The organism is Mycobacterium sp. E735 (assembly GCF_001666955.1).
Taxonomy (GTDB): Bacteria; Actinomycetota; Actinomycetes; order Mycobacteriales; family Mycobacteriaceae; genus Mycobacterium.
Genome location: NZ_LZIX01000052.1, coordinates 1 through 17,617, shown reverse-complemented (window position 1 = coordinate 17,617; position 17,617 = coordinate 1). Strand labels below are relative to the sequence as shown.

At 68.3% G+C, this 17,617-nt stretch carries 15 protein-coding genes and 1 tRNA gene; 12 read left to right on the top strand and 4 right to left on the bottom strand.

Going from position 1 to position 17,617, the window contains the following annotated elements:
* Positions 1-4 precede the first annotated feature (4 nt).
* From lipE to A5704_RS04180, 3 genes are read left to right on the top strand one after another with little or no spacing between them, the layout of a single operon-like run.
* On the top strand, positions 5-1,243 hold the full coding sequence (gene lipE, locus A5704_RS04190; protein ID WP_067760641.1) for a lipase LipE: 1,239 nt from the start codon (positions 5-7) through the stop codon (positions 1,241-1,243).
* A 29-nt stretch (positions 1,244-1,272) separates the two neighbouring features.
* Positions 1,273-1,464, top strand: coding sequence for a hypothetical protein (locus A5704_RS04185; RefSeq protein ID WP_067760639.1), 192 nt, complete (start codon positions 1,273-1,275; stop codon positions 1,462-1,464).
* 36 nt (positions 1,465-1,500) lie between these two features.
* A complete protein-coding gene (locus tag A5704_RS04180; RefSeq protein ID WP_067760636.1) occupies positions 1,501-2,607 on the top strand; it encodes a hypothetical protein in 1,107 nt (368 codons plus the stop codon).
* Positions 2,608-2,624: 17 nt separating this feature from the next.
* On the opposite strand, the gene A5704_RS04175 is transcribed toward A5704_RS04180, so the two are convergent.
* A tRNA-Ser gene (locus tag A5704_RS04175) sits at positions 2,625-2,711 on the bottom strand.
* 37 nt (positions 2,712-2,748) lie between these two features.
* Here A5704_RS04175 and A5704_RS04170 point away from each other — a divergent pair.
* Positions 2,749-3,717, top strand: coding sequence for an NAD(P)H-quinone oxidoreductase (locus tag A5704_RS04170; protein WP_067760695.1), 969 nt, complete (start codon positions 2,749-2,751; stop codon positions 3,715-3,717).
* Between the two features lie 158 nt (positions 3,718-3,875).
* Here the strand turns inward: A5704_RS04170 and A5704_RS04165 are convergent, their stop codons facing one another.
* The gene (locus tag A5704_RS04165) at positions 3,876-5,072 is read right to left on the bottom strand and encodes a cysteine desulfurase-like protein (RefSeq protein ID WP_067760634.1); all 1,197 of its coding nucleotides are present in this window, start codon (positions 5,070-5,072) and stop codon (positions 3,876-3,878) included.
* A 118-nt stretch (positions 5,073-5,190) separates the two neighbouring features.
* On the opposite strand from A5704_RS04165, the gene A5704_RS04160 reads away from it, so the two are divergent.
* From A5704_RS04160 to A5704_RS04140, 5 genes are read left to right on the top strand one after another with little or no spacing between them, the layout of a single operon-like run.
* Positions 5,191-7,167, top strand: a complete 1,977-nt coding sequence (locus tag A5704_RS04160; RefSeq protein WP_067887512.1) for a DUF6541 family protein — start codon at positions 5,191-5,193, stop codon at positions 7,165-7,167.
* 21 nt (positions 7,168-7,188) lie between these two features.
* Complete coding sequence (locus tag A5704_RS04155; protein ID WP_067887509.1) at positions 7,189-7,695, top strand: bacterial proteasome activator family protein; 507 nt, start codon at positions 7,189-7,191, stop codon at positions 7,693-7,695.
* Positions 7,696-7,705: 10 nt separating this feature from the next.
* Entirely contained in the window at positions 7,706-8,533 is an 828-nt protein-coding gene (locus A5704_RS04150) for an ABC transporter ATP-binding protein (protein WP_067268672.1), read from the top strand.
* Positions 8,526-9,467, top strand: coding sequence for a glycosyltransferase (locus tag A5704_RS04145; RefSeq protein WP_067760628.1), 942 nt, complete (start codon positions 8,526-8,528; stop codon positions 9,465-9,467). The genes A5704_RS04150 and A5704_RS04145 overlap by 8 nt, the downstream gene beginning before the upstream one ends.
* The gene (locus A5704_RS04140; RefSeq protein ID WP_067760626.1) at positions 9,464-10,294 is read left to right on the top strand and encodes an ABC transporter permease; all 831 of its coding nucleotides are present in this window, start codon (positions 9,464-9,466) and stop codon (positions 10,292-10,294) included. The genes A5704_RS04145 and A5704_RS04140 overlap by 4 nt, the downstream gene beginning before the upstream one ends.
* A gap of 9 nt (positions 10,295-10,303) precedes the next feature.
* Here A5704_RS04140 and A5704_RS04135 read toward each other — a convergent pair whose 3' ends face one another.
* The gene (locus A5704_RS04135; RefSeq protein WP_067887506.1) at positions 10,304-10,660 is read right to left on the bottom strand and encodes a DUF732 domain-containing protein; all 357 of its coding nucleotides are present in this window, start codon (positions 10,658-10,660) and stop codon (positions 10,304-10,306) included.
* 78 nt (positions 10,661-10,738) lie between these two features.
* Between A5704_RS04135 and A5704_RS04130 the strand changes: the two genes are divergently transcribed.
* The 3 genes from A5704_RS04130 to A5704_RS04120 are packed head-to-tail and all read left to right on the top strand — an operon-like array spanning position 10,739 to position 12,711.
* Complete coding sequence (locus tag A5704_RS04130; RefSeq protein WP_067760622.1) at positions 10,739-11,260, top strand: 6-carboxytetrahydropterin synthase; 522 nt, start codon at positions 10,739-10,741, stop codon at positions 11,258-11,260.
* Between the two features lie 43 nt (positions 11,261-11,303).
* Positions 11,304-11,519, top strand: a complete 216-nt coding sequence (locus A5704_RS04125) for a hypothetical protein (protein WP_082954769.1) — start codon at positions 11,304-11,306, stop codon at positions 11,517-11,519.
* Between the two features lie 58 nt (positions 11,520-11,577).
* On the top strand, positions 11,578-12,711 hold the full coding sequence (locus A5704_RS04120; RefSeq protein WP_067760618.1) for a flotillin family protein: 1,134 nt from the start codon (positions 11,578-11,580) through the stop codon (positions 12,709-12,711).
* Between the two features lie 19 nt (positions 12,712-12,730).
* On the opposite strand, the gene A5704_RS29605 is transcribed toward A5704_RS04120, so the two are convergent.
* Positions 12,731-17,602, bottom strand: coding sequence for a PPE domain-containing protein (locus tag A5704_RS29605; RefSeq protein ID WP_304442271.1), 4,872 nt, complete (start codon positions 17,600-17,602; stop codon positions 12,731-12,733).
* Between the last annotated feature and the right edge of the window lie 15 nt (positions 17,603-17,617).

Here is a 17,617-nt window from a genome sequence, read left to right as displayed (position 1 = left end):
TGAGGTGACGACACCTGACGGCAAGATCCGCCTCCCGGCTGACTTGGACGCCGTGACGGCGATCGGTGAGGAAGACCACTCCGAAATCGACAGCGTCGCCGTCGACCGCATCTGGGCGGCCGCCCGGCACTGGTACCAGGGCGGCCTTCACCCCGCCATCCAGCTGTGCATCCGCCGGCACGGACGCGTCGTGCTCAACCGCGCGATCGGCCACGGCTGGGGCAATGCCCCGAGCGACCCGCCCGACGCCGAAAAGATCCCCGTGACACCCGACACGCCGTTCTGCGTGTACTCGGCGGCCAAGGGGATGGCGGCGACCGTGATCCACATGCTCGTGGAGCGCGGTGTCTTCTCCCTCGACGACCGGGTGTGCGACTACATCCCCACGTTCACCAGTCACGGCAAGGACCGCATCACCATCCGGCACGTCATGACGCACAGCGCGGGGCTGCCGTTCCCCACCGGCGCCAAACCCGACGTCAAACGGGCCGACGACCACGAGTACGCGCAGCAGAAGCTGGGCGAGCTGCGCCCGCTGTACCGGCCGGGCCTGGTGCACATCTATCACGCGCTGACCTGGGGCCCGCTGGTGCGCGAGCTCGTTTTTGCGGCCACCGGCAAGGAGATTCGCGAGATCCTCGCCACCGAGATTCTCGACCCGCTCGGTTTTCGCTGGACCAACTTCGGCGTCTCCCAGGAAGACCTGCCGTTGGTCGCGCCGAGTCACGCGACCGGGCGTCCGTTGCCGCCGGTGGTCGCCCAGATCTTCCGCAAGGCGATCGGCGGAACCGTGCACGAGATGATTCCGATCACGAACACGCCGTTGTTCCTCACCACCATCATCCCGTCGTCCAACACCGTCTCGACCGCGCACGAGATGTCGCGGTTCGCCGAAATCTGGCGTCGCGGAGGCAATCTCGACGGGGTCCGGGTGATCAGCCCCGAGACGATGTACGGCGCCATCAAGCAATGCCGGCGGCTGCGACCGGATTTCGCGGTGGGGCTGCAGCCCGCCCGGTGGGGCACCGGCTTCATCCTCGGGACCGACCGTTGGGGACCGTTCGGCCGCAACGCCCCCAACGCATTCGGCAATCTCGGGCTGGTCAACATCGCGATCTGGGCCGACCCGGCGCGGGGTCTCGCGGCCGGCGTCGTCAGCAGCGGCAAACCCGGACGTGACCCGGAAGCGAAGCGCTACACCGCCTTGCTGGACACGATCACCGCCGAAATCCCCACCGATTGAGGGCGCCCCCGGGTGGGAACACTGCCCGAATGGCTACCTACCGAGTGCTCAACCCCAAGGGCGACGTCGTCGCGACCAAGGACATCGAAAGCGCCGACAAAGCGCACGCGTGGTTCGCCGACGAGGCGGTCGAGGGCAACGAACTGGGCTGGCGCATGGAGGTCGAGGCCGACGGCGAGTGGCGCTTCTTCGACAACAGCGAAGGCGATCGCAGCTACTAGTGTTTGCGTCCCGATGGGCGGGGCACCCGAAAGGGCATGGACTCTGACCGCTTCCGCAAGTTGCTCGACGCCTCAGGGCCGTTCGCATCGGTCTACTTCGACGACTCGCATGACACCCACGACGCCGAGGCTCAGCTCGAGCTTAAGTGGCGGGCGGTGAAGGAGGACCTCGAAACGCGGGGCGCCGCCGAGGAGGTGGTCGACGAGATCGGGCGCGCGGTGATGGACCTGCGGCCGCCGATCGGGCGCAGCGGCCGCGCCGTTGTGGCCGGCGCCGACGGCGTGCTGCTGAACGAACACCTGCTGCGGCCACCGTCGCAGCAGATCGTGCGGGTCTCCGAATTGCCTTACGTCATGCCGATTGTCGAGCACGGCTTCCATCAACCCGACTATCTGTTGGTGGAGGTCGACCACACGGGCGCCGACATCACCCGCAAGGTCGGCGGCGCGCTACGCTCCGAGACCGTCGACGGTGGCGGGTTCCCCGTCCACCACGCGAGCGGGGCGGAAACCGCCGGTTACGGGGATCCTCAGCTGCGCACCGACGAGGCCGCCCGCAAGAACATGCGCGCGGTGGCCGACCGGATCGGGGAACTCGCCGACGCGGCGAACCTCGACCTCGTCCTGATCGTCGGCGAGGTCAGCTCGCGGTCGGACCTGCTCGCCGAACTGCCCGAGCGGATCAGCCGGCACGCCGAGCAGTTGCAGGTCGGCGCGCGCCACAGCGGCCATGACGCCGACGAGTTGCAGCGGGCCATCGAAGCCTCGTGCCTGCGGCGGCATCTGGACGTGATCGACGCCGCCGCCGAGCGTTTCACCGCCGAGGTGGGCCGGCAGTCCGGGCTGGCCGCCGAGGGGCTGGACGCGGTCTGCTCGGCCCTGCGCCAGGGCGCGGTCGACACGTTGATCGTCGGTGACATCGGTGACGCCACCGTCGTCGCCGACGCGGACCTGACGACAGTGGCCCCCAACGAAAACGTGCTGTCCGAACAGGGTGCGGCCCCGGCGAAGACGCTGCGCGCCGACGAGGCCCTGCCGGTGTTCGCGATCTCCGTCGGCGCGGCGCTGGTGCGCACCGACGAGCGGATCGCCCCGGCCAACGGTGTCGGTGCCCTGCTTCGCTACGCGCCGACGCTGCATTAGCCCACGACTGACATGCGCGGTGGCGGAGGGATTTGAACCCCCGGACGGTGTTAGCCGTCTCTCGCTTTCAAGGCGAGTGCATTAGGCCGCTCTGCCACGCCACCGCAGATAAGGGTAGCGGGACTCGGTAGCGTGGCCACCATGCGCGCAATCGTCGCCGAATCCCCCGATGAGCTCTCCTGGCAAGAGGTGCCCGACGTGTCCGCCGGGCCCGGCGAGGTGCTGATCAAGGTCGCCGCGGCCGGCGTGAACCGGGCGGACGTGCTGCAGGCGGCGGGCAAGTATCCGCCCCCGCCGGGGACCAGCGAAATCATCGGCATGGAGGTGTCCGGCGTCGTCGCCGAAGCCGGCGAGGGCGTCACTGATTGGTCTGCGGGACAAGAGGTTTGCGCGCTGCTGGCCGGCGGCGGATACGCCGAGTACGTCGCCGTGCCCGCCGGTCAGGTGATGCCGATTCCCTCTCGTGTCGACCTCATCGACGCCGCGGGGCTGCCGGAGGTGGCCTGCACGGTGTGGTCGAACCTGGTGCTGACGGCCCATTTGGGCAAGGGCCAGCTGCTGCTGATGCACGGCGGCGCCAGCGGCATCGGGACCCACGCGATCCAGGTCGCTCGCGCGCTGGGCGCGCGGGTGGCCGTCACGGCCGGGTCGGCGGAGAAGCTCGAATTCTGCCGCGAGCTGGGCGCCGAGATCACGATCAACTACCGCGACGAGGACTTCGTCGAGCGGCTCCGGGAAAGCGGCGGCGCCGACGTGATTTTCGACATCATGGGCGCCGCCTACCTGGACCGCAACATCGACGCCCTGGCCACCGACGGGCAGCTGGTCATCATCGGCATGCAGGGTGGCATCAAGGGCGAGCTCAATATCGGCAAGCTGTTGATGAAGCGTGCCCGGGTCATCGGCACCACGCTGCGCGCCCGGCCGGTCACCGGACCCAACAGCAAGACGGAGATCGTGCAGGCGGTGATCGGGTCGGTGTGGCCGATGATCGCCGAGGGCCGCGTCCGCCCGATCATCGGCGCCCGCCTGCCCATCCAGCAGGCCGGGGAGGCACATCAACAGCTGACCGCGAGCAAGGTGACCGGGAAGGTCGTGCTCACGGTCTAGCCGGCGGTCGCGGTACCCAGCCCGGCCCGTCGAGCGTGCGTTGAGGGCTTCGAGTGTGCTGTGAGGGCGCCGTTTCCGCGGATTTCGCGCCATGAGCGCACACGGAAAGCCGTAGCCGCACTCGCGAGCCCGGCAGGAAACCCGGGAGGGAAGCGAGGCTAGCCGAGGGACGCCAGGGCGCGCACCAGCTGGTCGACCTCGGCCGTCGTCGAGTAGTGCGCCAGCCCGATGGTGACGGCGCCGCCGATGTCGTTGACGCCCAACACGTCGAGCGCGCGGGAGTTCTCGCACGTGACGGCCAGAATCCCGTTGTCTGCCAGCCGCTGCACCACCCGCTCGGCGGGCACGCCGTTCAGGGCGAAGCTGACCACCGGTATCCGCACCTCCGGACGGCCGATCACCATGACCAGCGGCAGCGAGCGCAGCGCCACCATGAGGTAATCGAAGATCCGGTTCATGTACAAGCCGGCCGATTGCATCGACACCGACAGACGCTCGCGCCGGCTGCCGCGGGCGGACTCGTCGAGCGCCGCCAGATACTCGATGCTGGCGACCACCCCGGCCAGCAGACCGAACTGGTGCGCGCCGATCTCGAGCCGCGCCGCGCCAGTGGCCTTCGGATCGGTGGAGATGGAGCCGAACGAACTCAGCAGCGCCGGGTCACGGAACACCACCGCGCCGATCGGCGGGCCGCCCCACGCCAGGGCGTTCACCGCGACCACGTCGGCGTCGGTCTCCTTCACGTCGAGCAACCGGTACGGCGCAGCGGCGGAATGATCGACCACCACCAGCCCGCCGACGTCGTGCACCAGCTTGGTCATCGCCCGCAGGTCGGTGACGGTGCCCAGCGCGGCGGACGCGGAGGCGACGGCCACCAGCCTGGTCGACTTCCCGATCAGGCCCTCCCACTGCCAGGTCGGCAGCTCGCCGGTCTCGATGTCGATCTCGGCCCACTTCACCTTGGCGCCATAGCGGTGCGCCGCGCGCAGCCACGGGGCGATGTTCGCTTCGTCGTCCAGGCGGCTGACGATCACCTCGTAGCCCAGTCCGGCCCGAGACGACGACGCCTCAGCCAGCGCCGAGAGCAAGATCGCCCGGTCGGCCCCCAGCACGACGCCGGCCGGGTCCACGTTGAACAGGTCGGCGACCGCCGCCCGCGCGGCCTCGAGGATGGCGGCGCTGCGCTGCGCCGACGGATGCGCGCCCACGGTGGTGGCACTGGATCGCCGGAAGGCGGTGGAAACGGTGGTCGCGACGGAATCGGGGATGAGCATCCCGGTCGGCGCGTCGAAGTGCACCCACCCGTCACCCAGCGACGGATGCAGTCCGCGCACCCGGGCGACGTCGTAAGCCATGCCAGCCACCTTAGAGCTTGCGCATTTCCGCGAAACTGTGACCGTAGCGGGTGCTGCAGACGTTCCGGCCAACCGGTGGCTTCCCGAGGCAGGGCACCCGGCCAGCCATACTAGTCGAGTGGGCCTCTGGTTCGGAACGCTGATCGCATTGTTCTTGCTGATAGCCCCCGGATCGATCATCGCGCGAATCAGTCAGCTGAGTTGGCCCATCGCTGTCGCGGTCGGCCCGGCGCTGACCTACGGCGCGGTCGCGCTGGCGATCATTCCGTTCGGCGCCGTCGGAATCCCTTGGAACGGCTGGACCGCGCTGGCGACGCTGGTTGCCGTGTGCCTGGTGATGGTTGTCCTGCAGCTGCTGCTCGGCCGGTACCGCGACACCGAGGCCGAGGCCCGCGGGATCGGCCGCTGGCCGGCGCTGATGGTGGCGGCCGGGGTGCTGCTCGGGGCGCTGCTGATCATGTGGGCGGCCTATCGCGGCCTGGCCGCCCACTGGCAGACCATCCCGAGTACCTGGGACGCCGTGTGGCATGCCAACGAGATCCGGTTCATCCTCGACACCGGGCAGGCGTCGTCGACGCACATGGGCGAGCTGCGCAACGTCGAGACGCATCAGACGCTGTACTACCCGTCGGTGTTTCACGCCCTGTCCGCGGTGTTCTGTCAGCTCACCGGAGCGGCCCCGACCACGGGCTACACGCTGAGCTCGGTGGCGGCCTCGGTGTGGCTGTTTCCGACCAGCGCGGCGATGCTGACCTGGCGGCTGCTGCGCCCCCACTGGGGCGAATGGCGCACCGCCGGCGTGGCCGCGACCGCCGCCGCGCTGTCGGTGTCGTTCACCGCCCTGCCCTACGTCGAGTTCGGCGTCGCCGCGATGCCCAACCTGGCCGCCTACGGTGTCGCCGTCCCGACGTTCGTGCTGATCGCCTCCACGCTGCGCCATCGCGATCGCATCCCGCTGGCGGTGCTGGCGTTCGTCGGGCTGATGTCCGTCCACCTGACCGGCGGGTTCATCGTCGTCCTGTTCCTGGTCGCCTGGTGGCTGATGGATGTGTTGTGGCATCCGGTGCTGGGACGGATTCCCGACGTGGCGACGCTCGCCGCTGTGACCGTGGCCACCGGGCTGATTCTGCTGCCGCAGTTCATCAGCGTCCGTCAACAGGAAGACATCATCGCCGGGCACTCGTTTCTGACCAAGCTCAGCAAGAAGCGCGGGGTGTGGGACGCCGTCTTCCAGCATTCGCGTCACCTCAACGACTTCCCGTACCAGTACGGGCTCATGGCGCTGGCGATCGCCGGCGGGATCATCTTCGCCTACAAGAGGATCTGGTGGCCGCTGGCGCTCTGGGCGTTGCTGGTGGTCGTCGACGTCGACGCGGGGACGCCGCTCGGCGGCCCGGTCGGGGCGATAGCCGGCGCGTTCGGGGAGTTCTTCTACAAGGACCCGCGCAGGATCTCGGCCGCAATCACCCTGCTGCTCATGCCGATGGCGGGGCTCGCCCTATTCCTGGTGGTGACGGTGGTGGTTGCCGCGGCCAAGCGGGTCGCCGACCGCCGATTAAAACCCTTGCCCGCGCCGGCCTGGACCGCGGCCACGGCGGTCCTGCTGCTGGTGACAACCGTGTTCACCGCGCGGCACTACTTCTATCGGCACCTGGTCTTGTTCGGCGACAAGTACGACTCCGTGATGATCGACCAACGCGACCTGATGGCCATGGCGTACCTGGCCACGCTGCCCGGGGCGCACACCACCGTGATCGGCAACGCCAACACCGACGGCACGGCGTGGATGTACGCCGTCGCCGACCTGCACCCGCTGTGGACCCATTACGACTACCCGCAGCAGATGGGCCCCGGCCCCAACCGGTACATCTTCTGGGCCGGCGCCCGCAAGGGCGATGCCGATCCGCGGGTGGTCGAGGCGATCAAAGCGCTCAATATTCGGTACGTCTACACCAGCACGCCGACGGTCCGGGGCTTCGCCGTACCCGACGGACTAGTCTCACTGGATAAATCGAAGTCGTGGGCGCTGATCTACGACAACGGTGGAGCCCGAATCTACGAATGGCGCGGAATCGGCGCGGCGCCGCACTCTTAGTCCGCAAAGGATGGTGAAGGATTGAGTACCCGCAACGACGACGACGGCATCGAGATCATCGGCGGCGTCGACCCGCGGATCACGGCGGTGGCGGAGGACGACGCCGACGAGCGCTCCCTGACCGATCTGGTTGAGCAGCCCGCCAAGGTGATGCGCATCGGGACGATGATCAAGCAACTGCTCGAGGAGGTGCGCGCCGCACCGCTCGACGAGGCCAGCCGCAACCGGCTGCGCGAGATCCACGCGACCAGCATCCGCGAACTGGAAGAAGGCCTGGCGCCCGAACTGCGCGAGGAGCTCGACCGCCTCACCCTGCCGTTCAACGAGGACACGGCGCCCTCGGACGCCGAATTGCGGATCGCCCAGGCCCAGTTGGTCGGCTGGCTGGAGGGGTTGTTCCACGGCATCCAGACCGCGCTGTTCGCCCAGCAGATGGCCGCCCGCGCGCAGCTGGAGAACATGCGCCAGGGCGCGCTGCCCCCCGGCGTCGGCAAGCCGGGCGGCTCCGGACACGGCCAATACCTCTAAGCGAAGCACGGTGGCGGGTCCTCACATCGAGACGCACAACGCGTGGGTGGAATTCCCCATTTTCGACGCGAAGTCGCGCTCCCTGAAGAAAGCCTTCCTGGGCAAGGCGGGCGGCACCATCGGCCGCAACAGTTCCAACGTGGTCGTCGTCGAGGCGCTGCGCGACATCACCATGTCGCTGGAGCTGGGCGACCGTGTCGGCCTGGTCGGCCATAACGGCGCGGGCAAATCGACTCTGCTGCGACTGCTTTCGGGCATCTATGAACCCACCCGCGGCTGGGCGAAGGTCACCGGCCGGGTCGCGCCCATCTTCGATCTGGGCGTCGGCATGGATCCCGAGATCTCCGGCTACGAGAACATCATCATCCGCGGGCTGTTCCTGGGGCAGACCCGCAAGCAGATGATGGCCAAGGTGGACGAGATCGCCGAGTTCACCGAGCTCGGTGATTACCTGTCTATGCCGCTGCGCACGTACTCCACCGGGATGCGGGTGCGGCTGGCCATGGGCGTGGTCACCAGCATCGACCCCGAAATCCTGTTGCTCGACGAGGGTTTGGGCGCGGTCGACGCCGACTTCATGAAGAAGGCGCAATCCAGGTTGCAGAGTTTGGTGGAGCGGTCCGGAATCCTGGTGTTCGCCAGCCATTCCAACGAATTCCTCGCCCGGCTGTGCAAGACGGCGATGTGGATCGACCACGGCGTTATCCGCATGTCCGGCGGCATCGAAGACGTGGTGCGCGCCTACGAGGGCGAGGACGCGGCCCGGCACGTGCGCGAGGTGCTCGCCGAGACGGCCGCGGACAATCCGCTGGCACAAAGAGCGTCCGGGGATGAGTGACTCCATCTTCGCCGTCGTCGTCACCCACCGGCGTCCCGACGAACTGGCCAAATCGCTGGGCACCCTGAGCAGCCAGACCCGGGTACCCGACCACCTCATCGTCGTCGACAACGACGGGGGCGGTGACGGCCGGGTCCGCGACCTGGTGGCCGGCCAGCCGATCCCGACCACCTACCTGCCCTCGCGCCGAAACCTGGGCGGCGCAGGCGGTTTCGCGTTGGGCATGTTGCATGCGTTGGCGCAGGGCGCCGACTGGGTGTGGCTGGCCGACGACGACGGGCGGCCGCAGGACGCGCGCGTGCTGGCCACCTTGCTGGCGTGCGCCGAAAAGCACGCCCTGGCCGAGGTGTCGCCGATGGTGTGCAACATGGACGACCCGGAGCGGCTGGCGTTTCCGTTGCGCCGCGGGCTGGTATGGCGCAGGCGGGCAAGCGAATTGCGCACCGAGGCCGGACAGGACCTGCTGCCCGGAATCGCGTCTCTGTTCAACGGTGCGTTGTTCCGGGCGGCCACGCTCGAGGCGATCGGCGTTCCCGACCTGCGTCTGTTCATCCGCGGCGACGAAGTCGAGATGCATCGCCGGCTGGTGCGGTCGGGCCTGCCGTTCGGCACCTGCCTGGACGCGATCTACCTCCACCCCTGCGGCTCGGCGGAATTCCGGCCGATCCTGGGCGGACGCATGCACACCCAATACCCCGACGACCCCACCAAGCGGTTCTACACCTACCGCAACCGCGGCTACCTTCTGTCGCAGCCCGGCCTGCGCAAGCTGCAGCTCCAGGAGTGGGTTCGCTTCGGCTGGTACTTCGTGGTGACCCGCCGCGATCCCAAGGGCCTCGCTGAGTGGATTCGCTTGCGGCGCTTGGGCCGTCGCGAACAGTTCGGCAAACCTCGAAGCGGGTCGCCACCGTCGGAACCTGGAGGATCGCGATGACGTTTCTGGACGCCGCCGCCCAGTCGCGGACCTTCACCCGCGCCCGCGGCGACCTGGTCGCCGGCTTCCGCCGGCACGAGCTGTGGCTGCACCTGGGCTGGCAGGACATCAAGCAGCGCTACCGCCGCTCGGTGCTGGGCCCGTTCTGGATCACCATCGCGACCGGCACCACCGCCGTCGCGATGGGCGGCCTGTACTCCAAGCTGTTTCACCTCGAGCTCGCCGTGCACCTGCCGTACGTCACGCTCGGCCTGATCGTCTGGAACCTGATCAACGCGGCCATCCTGGAGGGTGCCGACGTCTTCGTGGCCAACGAGGGACTGATCAAGCAACTCCCCACCCCGCTGTCCGTGCACGTCTACCGGCTGGTGTGGCGGCAGATGATCCTGTTCGCGCACAACATCGTCATCTACGCCGTCATCGCGGTCATCTACCCCAAGCCGTGGTCGTGGGCGGATCTGTCGGTCATCCCGGCGCTCGGGCTGATCGTGCTCAATTGCATTTGGGTGTCACTGTGTTTCGGCATCCTGGCCACCCGCTATCGCGACATCGGTCCGCTGCTGTTCTCGGTGGTGCAGTTGCTGTTCTTCATGACGCCGATCATCTGGAACGACGACACGTTGCGGCAGCAGGGCGCTGGGCGCTGGTCGCGCATCGTCGAACTCAACCCGCTGCTGCACTATCTCGACATCGTGCGGGCCCCGTTGCTGGGCGCCCACCAGGAGCTGCGGCACTGGGCCGTGGTGGCGGCGCTGACCGCCGTCGGCTGGGTGCTGGCGGCGTTCGCGATGCGGCAGTACCGCGCCCGCGTCCCGTACTGGGTCTAGCCGCTCAGCTCACATGAGCGGGGGCAGCGGATTCAGCCAGTCCAACGAACCGTCCGTCTGCCCCTTGTACTGCGGGCAGTAGGCGGACACCGAGAGCCCGACGAAGAATCCGGCTTGGCGCGCCGAAAGACTGGTGTCCTTCATCACCTTCATCGCCACGACGCTCGTCTTCTGGTTCCTGTCGAGCCCCGCGCAGACCGAGCGCGCCATGGTGATCGGGTCGTTCACGACGATCCCGTTGTCCGCCAGGGCGCCCAGGAAGGCGTCGTCGGACGGGTCGGCGGCCGCCGGGGCCGCGGAAAGCAGCGCGGCGGCGGCCAGCATGGCCGCGGCGAATGTCGACCTCGTTCCCGGACCGACGTTCATATCACCACGATAGGCCGCCGTTGGCGCTCCAAGAATCCATGGAGAATCCCGCAAGGCCGGCGCCGGACGCTGACCACCATGCGTAACACCGTTTTCGCCGATGGGGCCCGCGTGGCCACGATCCACCGTGCCGACGCCCCGCTGGGTCGCACGGCCAGGTTCCACCTGCGCAGGTTGTTCGACAACCTGCCCTGCTGCCACCGCTCGTGGGCCAACCAAGGCAAGCGTTTCTTCCTGCACGGCTATGAACGGGCCTTCGACATCGAATTCGCCTGTGCCGAAACCGAAGCCGGGACCGACGCGGTGATCGACGAAGTCACACTGGACGAGGTCAAGACGGCGCTGCGGGACCAGTTCGACCACACCACGCTGATCGCCGTCGACGACCCGCAACGCGACCTGTTCGAGCTGCTGGCCGACCGGGGCGTCATCGACCTGCGGATCATGGACGACACCGCAATGGCGGGAACGGCCGCATGGACGTTCGAGACGGTGGAAAGCATCGTCGCGCGGGCGACCGGTGGCCGCGTCTGGGTGTCCCGGATCAAGGCCCGGGAGAGCCGCAACAACGTCGTTACCCTCACCGCGGGTCCCGTTTAGACGAAACCCGACGCCTGCAATCCCGATGCGGGAGTATGCGTTCGTGAGCGACGCCTCGGCAATCGGCTGCGTGGGGACGTTGACCGTGGCGACCCGCGGCGACCGCGGGGCCGGCGCGGTGCTGGTCACCGTGCGGGGCGCCAAGGAGGCCTTCCTGGCGTGGTCCGACGACCCCTTGCCCAAGGGCGCACGGGTGCTGGTGGTGGAGGTCAGGGGAGCCCGGACGGTAACCGTCGAACCCTGGCACGAACTCGCGTGATCTGAATTGACGACCCGGATCGCCCGGGATACAACAGCGAAACCCAAAAGGAGTTCCGATGCTCGGTTACAAAGTGCCCTCCCCCGATGAGGCGATGCTGATCTCCGGCGGCCGAAGCAAGAGCAACGCCCCCTTCCGCGTCGTGACCGGCCACGGCGCCTTCATCATGCCGTTCTTCCGAAAGGCCCGCTTCCTCACGCTGGCGATGTGTGAGGCCGAGGTCGCCGAGAAATGCGTGACCCAGCAGGGCATCACGCTCAACGTCCGTGCGGTGATCGCCTTCAAGGTCGGCAACGACACCGAAAGCATCATCAGCGCCGCGCAGCGATTCCTGTCCGAACAGGACCAGATGTCCGTGCTGACCGGGCGCATCTTCGCCGGCCACCTGCGATCGATCATCGGCTCGATGACCGTCGAGCAGATCATCCGGGAACGCCAGAAGCTGGCGACCGAGGTCCTCGACGGCTCCAAGGAGGAGATGGCCCGGATCGGCCTCACGGTCGACGCGTTGCAGATCCAGTCCATCGACGACGACGGGCTCGGCTACATCAACGCGATGTCGGCGCCGCACAACGCGGCCATCCAGCAGCAGGCGCAGATCGCCCAGGCACAGGCCAACCAGGCGGCCGCCGAAGCCGAGCAGGAGTCGCAGCGCAAGCAGGCCGAATTCGCCCGGGAGACCGCGATCGTCAAGGCGCAGTACAAGGCCGAGGTCGACAAGGCTCAGGCCGAGGCGGCCCAGGCCGGCCCGCTCGCCGAGGCCGAGGCCCAGCGCGAGGTGCTGCAGATGCGCACCGAGCTGGCCCAGCGCGCCGCCGAGCTGCGCCAGCAGGAGCTGGTCGCCGAGGTCGTCAAGCCCGCCGAGGCCGAGGCCGAACGCGTGCGGATCCTGGCGGTGGCCGACGCGGAGAAGATGAAGATCCAGGCCGAGGCGGCGGCGTCGCACAACCGGGTCGCCCTGGACAAGGCGCTGATCGATCAGCTGCCCGAGATCGTCGAGAAGGCGGCGCGGGGGCTCGCCAACGCCAACGTGACCGTGCTCAACGGCGCCGAGGGACTCACCGAGGTGGCCAGCGGGCTGGTCGCCCAGGGCAGGGCGATCTTCGACGCCCTGCGGGGCACCGTCGACTACTACGACGACGAAACCGCCGCGCCGCCGCTGACCACGAACTCCGAATCAGGTAATTCATGAATTCGCTTGTGCTGCAGCACTAGTCGCCGGTGAAGGTGAGGTCGTCAGACAACACGTTGGACAGGTCGTCGAGATCCATGTCCAGCATCCCATTGGTGTCCCGTTGAGACTGGATTCCCGAGAGACCCGACAGACCTGAGGTCCCCGACAGCCCGGGTGAGGCCGCGCCGGCGATCGCCTCCGGAGGCACCGGGCCCGGCGGCACCGCCGGGCTGATGATTACCTGGCCGACGAGGCCGTTGGGCGTGAAAGAGCCGCCCTGACCGATGGTGACCATTTCGTGGGGCCCGATAATCAGCGCGCCGCCCTGGTTCAGCGGCACGGTGGCCCCGGTGTGGACGATCAAATAGGAGCCGTCGTCGACCGTCAACGTCCCGCCGGTGACACTCATGACACCGGTGGGGTCGATGGTGACCACACCACCGGAGTTGATGGAGAACGCACCGGCGTCGTTGACCACGCCGCCGGGGCTGACGGTGAGCGTGCCGTTGTCGATCAATGCGCCGCCGTGGTCGATCGTCAGCGCCGCGCCCTCGGTGAACGTGCCGCCGGAGTTGACGTTGATTGTGCCGCCGCTGCTGACTTCCATCGTGCCGCCGAAGTTACCCAGTGAGCCGCCGTGCTCGACGGTCAGCGTGCCGCCCGCATCGACCGTCGTGGTGCCGAAGTTACCGAGGAAGCTGCCGTCATCGACGGTGAGAGTGCCGCTGTCGGTGAGGGTCCCGCCCGAGAAGACCCCCAAGCTGCCGCCGTCGTTGACAGTGAGTGTGCCGTTGTCGGCGAGGGTCCCGCCGGAGTAGACGATCATGCTGCCGGAGTCGGTCAGGGTGCCGCCGCTGCTGACGGTCAGGGTGCCGTAGTCATCCAGGGTGCTGCCGGGGCCCACGGTCAGGGTGCCCGCATCGCTCAGGCTGCCCGTTTGAGGGATGGTCAGGGTGCCGTTGTCGGTCAGGGTGCCGCCCGAGTCGACCGTCAAGGGTCCGTAGTCGAACAGCGTGCCGCCCTGATCGACGGTCAGTGTGCCGCCGTTGGTGACCGTCATCGGATCGATGGTGTAGAGGTGCCCGCCGTTGTCGACGGTCAGCGTGCCGGAATCGACAAGGGTGCCGTAGTTGGAGAAGACGCCACCGTTGTCGACGGTGACCGTGCCCCCGTTGTCGATGGTCATCGTCCCGCCGTTGACCTCGAAATTCCCGGCATCGGTGAGCGTGCCGCCCGAGTTGACCGTCAAGGCGCCGTAGTCGGTCACGCTGCCGCCGCTGTTGACCGTCAGCGTGCCGCCGTCGGTGACCGTCAAAGCCCCACTGTTGTAGAGGTTGCCGCCGGCGTTGACGATGACGTCGCCGCCGTCGGTGACGGAGCCTCCGGTGTAGACGGTGAGGGTGCCAGTGTCGGTGCCACCCGTGCTCACGGTCAGGGTGCCGCCTTGGTTCACGGTGACAGCGCCGGCGTCGTAGAGGTTGCCGCCGCCGGTCACGGTGACGGCGCCGCCATGACCGACCGTGACCGTCCCGCTGTCCGACAGAGTGCCGCCGCCGGTCACCGTCATGCTGCCGGTGTCGGTACCACCCTGGCTGATCGTCAGCGTGGCGCCCGGCTGGACCGTCAACGCACCGGAGTCGGTCACCGTGCCGCCGGAGGTCACCGTCATGGCGCTGTTGTCGCTGAACACGCCGCCGGACTGAATGGTCAACGAGCCGCCGTCGGTGACGTTGAAGCTGCTGTTGGCGAAGCCCACATAGCCGCCATTGTCGACAACCACCGAGCCGGAGTCGGTGATGGTGCCCGGGTTGCTGAGCAGGTAGCCGCCGTTCTCGACCGTGAAGGTGCCGCCATTGTCGATGGTCAGCGTGCCGGTGCCACTGCCCACCGAGAATGAGCCGGCGTCGTTGACAACCCCGCCGCTGGCCACGTCCAGGGTGCCGCCGGAGAGGGTCAGGGCACCACCATTCAGGTTGAGGGTGCCGGCGTCGGTGAAGGTGCCACCGGAATAGACGAAAACGCTGCCGCCGGTGTTATCGGTGATAGTGCCGCCGGTGTTGATGGCGACCGTGCCGAAGTCTTTCAGGAAGCCGCCGCCGGTCACGGTTAGGCTGCCCGTGTCGGTGCCACCCGTGCTCACGGTCAGCGTGCCACCGTTGTTGACCGTGACCGTCCCCGCGTCGGACAGAGTGCCGCCACCGGTAATCGTGAGGCCGCCGGTGTCACCGGTAGTCGCGGTGCTGACGTTGAGGGTGCCGCCGGAATTAATGGTGAGAGTGCCCCCGTCGGACAGGCTGCCGCCGCCGGTGACGGTAAGGCTGCCGGTGTCCCCGGTCGTCGTCGTGCCGACGGTCAGCGTGCCGCCGCTGTGGACCGTGACCGTTCCGCCGTCGGACAGGGTGCCGCCGCCGGTCACGGTTAGGCTGCCCGTGTTGGTCCCACCCGTGCCGACGGTGACCGTGCCGCCGTGACCGACCGTGACCGTCCCGGCGTCGGACGCAGTGCCGCCGACCGTGAAGCTGCCGCTGTTGGTGCTGGCCGTGCCCACCGTGACCGCACCACCGTGGCTGACGGTCAGACTGCCGCCACTGTCGACAGTGAGCGCGCCGCCTTGGGTGACTGCGAGGGTGTTGCCGGACGGGATGGTGAGGGCACCGCCATTGCTGATTTCGACGGTCCCGCCGCTGGCACTGATGGTGGTGTTGACCGGAAGGTTGAGGGTGATGCCGTTGGTGAACGTGCCGCCGCTATTGACCGTGATGGTGTTGGTGCCCAAGAGCTGCACGGAGGTACCGCTATTGAGCGTGATCGCGCCGGAGTCGTTGACGGTGCTGGTGCTGAGGCCGAACTGGCCGCCGTTAAAGGTGAGGACGCCGGTGCTGTTGACGGTCACGGTGCCGCCGCCGGCGGCGAACTGTCCGCCGTTGACGGTGACGGTGCCGCTGTCGACCAGGCTGCCGCCGTTGAAGATGAGATTGCCGCCGGCGGCAGTGACCTGGCCGCCCTGGTTGACGGCGAGGGTGCCGCCGGTCCAGATATCGGCGTCGCAGCTGGAACTGAGGGTGAGGCTGCCGCCCTGGGTGACGGTGAGATTGCCGTAGACCTCCAGGCCACCCGCGGTGCCGGGCGCGCCGGTGGTGATAGCGCCGCCGTCGAAGGCCTGGCCGCCGGAGTCCACGGTGAGGGCGCCGAAGTTGAGGGCAACAGTGCCGCCGCTGTTGACGTTCAGGGTGCCGCCGCTGGTGACGGTGATGTCGCCCTCGCTGAATCCCACACCGCCGGTGAGCGTGCCGCCGCTGTTGACGTTGACCGTCCCGCCGTCGGTCAGGGTGGTGCCGCTCAGAGTGACGCTGCCGGTGTCACCGGTAACGGTGGCATTGCTGACGTTGAGCGTGCCGCCGCTGTTGACCGTGAAACTGCCGCCGGTGTCGGTCAGGTTGCCGCCGCCGGTCACCGTGAGGCTGCCGGTGTCCCCGGTGGTCGCGGTGCTGACGTTGAGGGCGCCGCCGCTGTTGACCGTGAGCGTCCCGCCGTCGGACACAGTGCCGCCGCCGGTAATGGTGAGGGTGCCGCTGTTGGCTGTGGTGGTGCCCACGGTCAGGACACCGCCGGAGTTGACGGTGACCGTGCCGCCGTTGACGGTAAGCGTGCCGCCGCCGGTCACCGAGAGGAAGCCGGTGTCGGCGCCGCCCGTACTCACCGTGAGCGCGCCGCCGGAGCTGACGGTCAGAGAGCCACTGTCGGTCAGGATGCCGCCGGAGCCGACGGTCAGAGTGCCGCTGTCGGTGACCACGCCGCCGGAGCTGATGGCCAGGGTGCCGGTGTCGGTGTAGCTGGCGTTCGCATCGATGATGAGCTGCCCGCCGCTGGCGACGGTCAGCGTCTGGCCGGGCAGGGTGACGGCAGGATTGCCCGCGGTGACTTCGACGACTTGGCCGTTCAGGATCGTGCCCTGAAGGTCGATCGGATCGACGCCGTTGATGATCACGTGGGTGATCGACAGCGGCGGCTGGGACGCGGCCGGCGCCACCGACTGTGTGGACGCCGCCGGGGCGGCCGATTGCGGCGAGGTGGCGGCGGGCGTGACCGACTGTGACGTCGCCGCGGGGGCAACCGATTGCGTGGAGGCGGTGGGCGTGACCGATTGTGACGTCGCCGCGGGCGCAGCCGATTGCGGCGTGGTCGCCATCGACGTAACCGACTGCGTGGTCGACGTCGGCGTAACCGACTGCGGCGTGGTCGCCGTCGACGTAACCGACTGCGCGGTCGACGTCGGCGTGACGGACTGCTGCGAAACCGTCGGGGTGAGTTGTTGGGTCGCGATGGGCATGCCCAGCTGCTGGCTCTCCGCGGCCGAGCTCAGCTGCTGGGTTGCCGCGGTCGAGGTCAGTTGTTGCGTGTCCGTCGTCGGGGTCAGCTGCTGGGTCGCGATCGAGGTCAGCTGCTGCTGAATCACCGACTGCGTCTGGGATCCCGCGGTGTTCGCAGCACTTTGGGCTACCGCGCCGCCCTGGGCGTTCTGGCCCGCCGGGTTGGTCGTCTGCGGCGGCTCGCTATACGACTGCAAGGCACTGGCGGCCGCCGAATCGACGGCATACCCATACATCGCGACCGCATCTTGGACCCACATCTCCATGTACTCGGCCTCGGTCGCCGCGATCGCAGGCGTGTTCTGCCCGAAGAAGTTCGTCGCGATCAACGCCATCAGTTGCGCCCGGTTCTCCGCGATCAGCGGCGGCGGCACCGTCATCAGATATGCCGCCTCATACGCCGCGGCCGCCGCAAAGGCCTGCGTGGCCGTCACCCCGGCCTGGGCGGCAGCGGCGGCCAACCATGCCACATAAGGTGCGGCCGCGGCATTCATCGCCATCGACGACGGCCCGAACCAAAGCCCGGTCAAGCCCGCCAGTTCGGAGGAATAGCC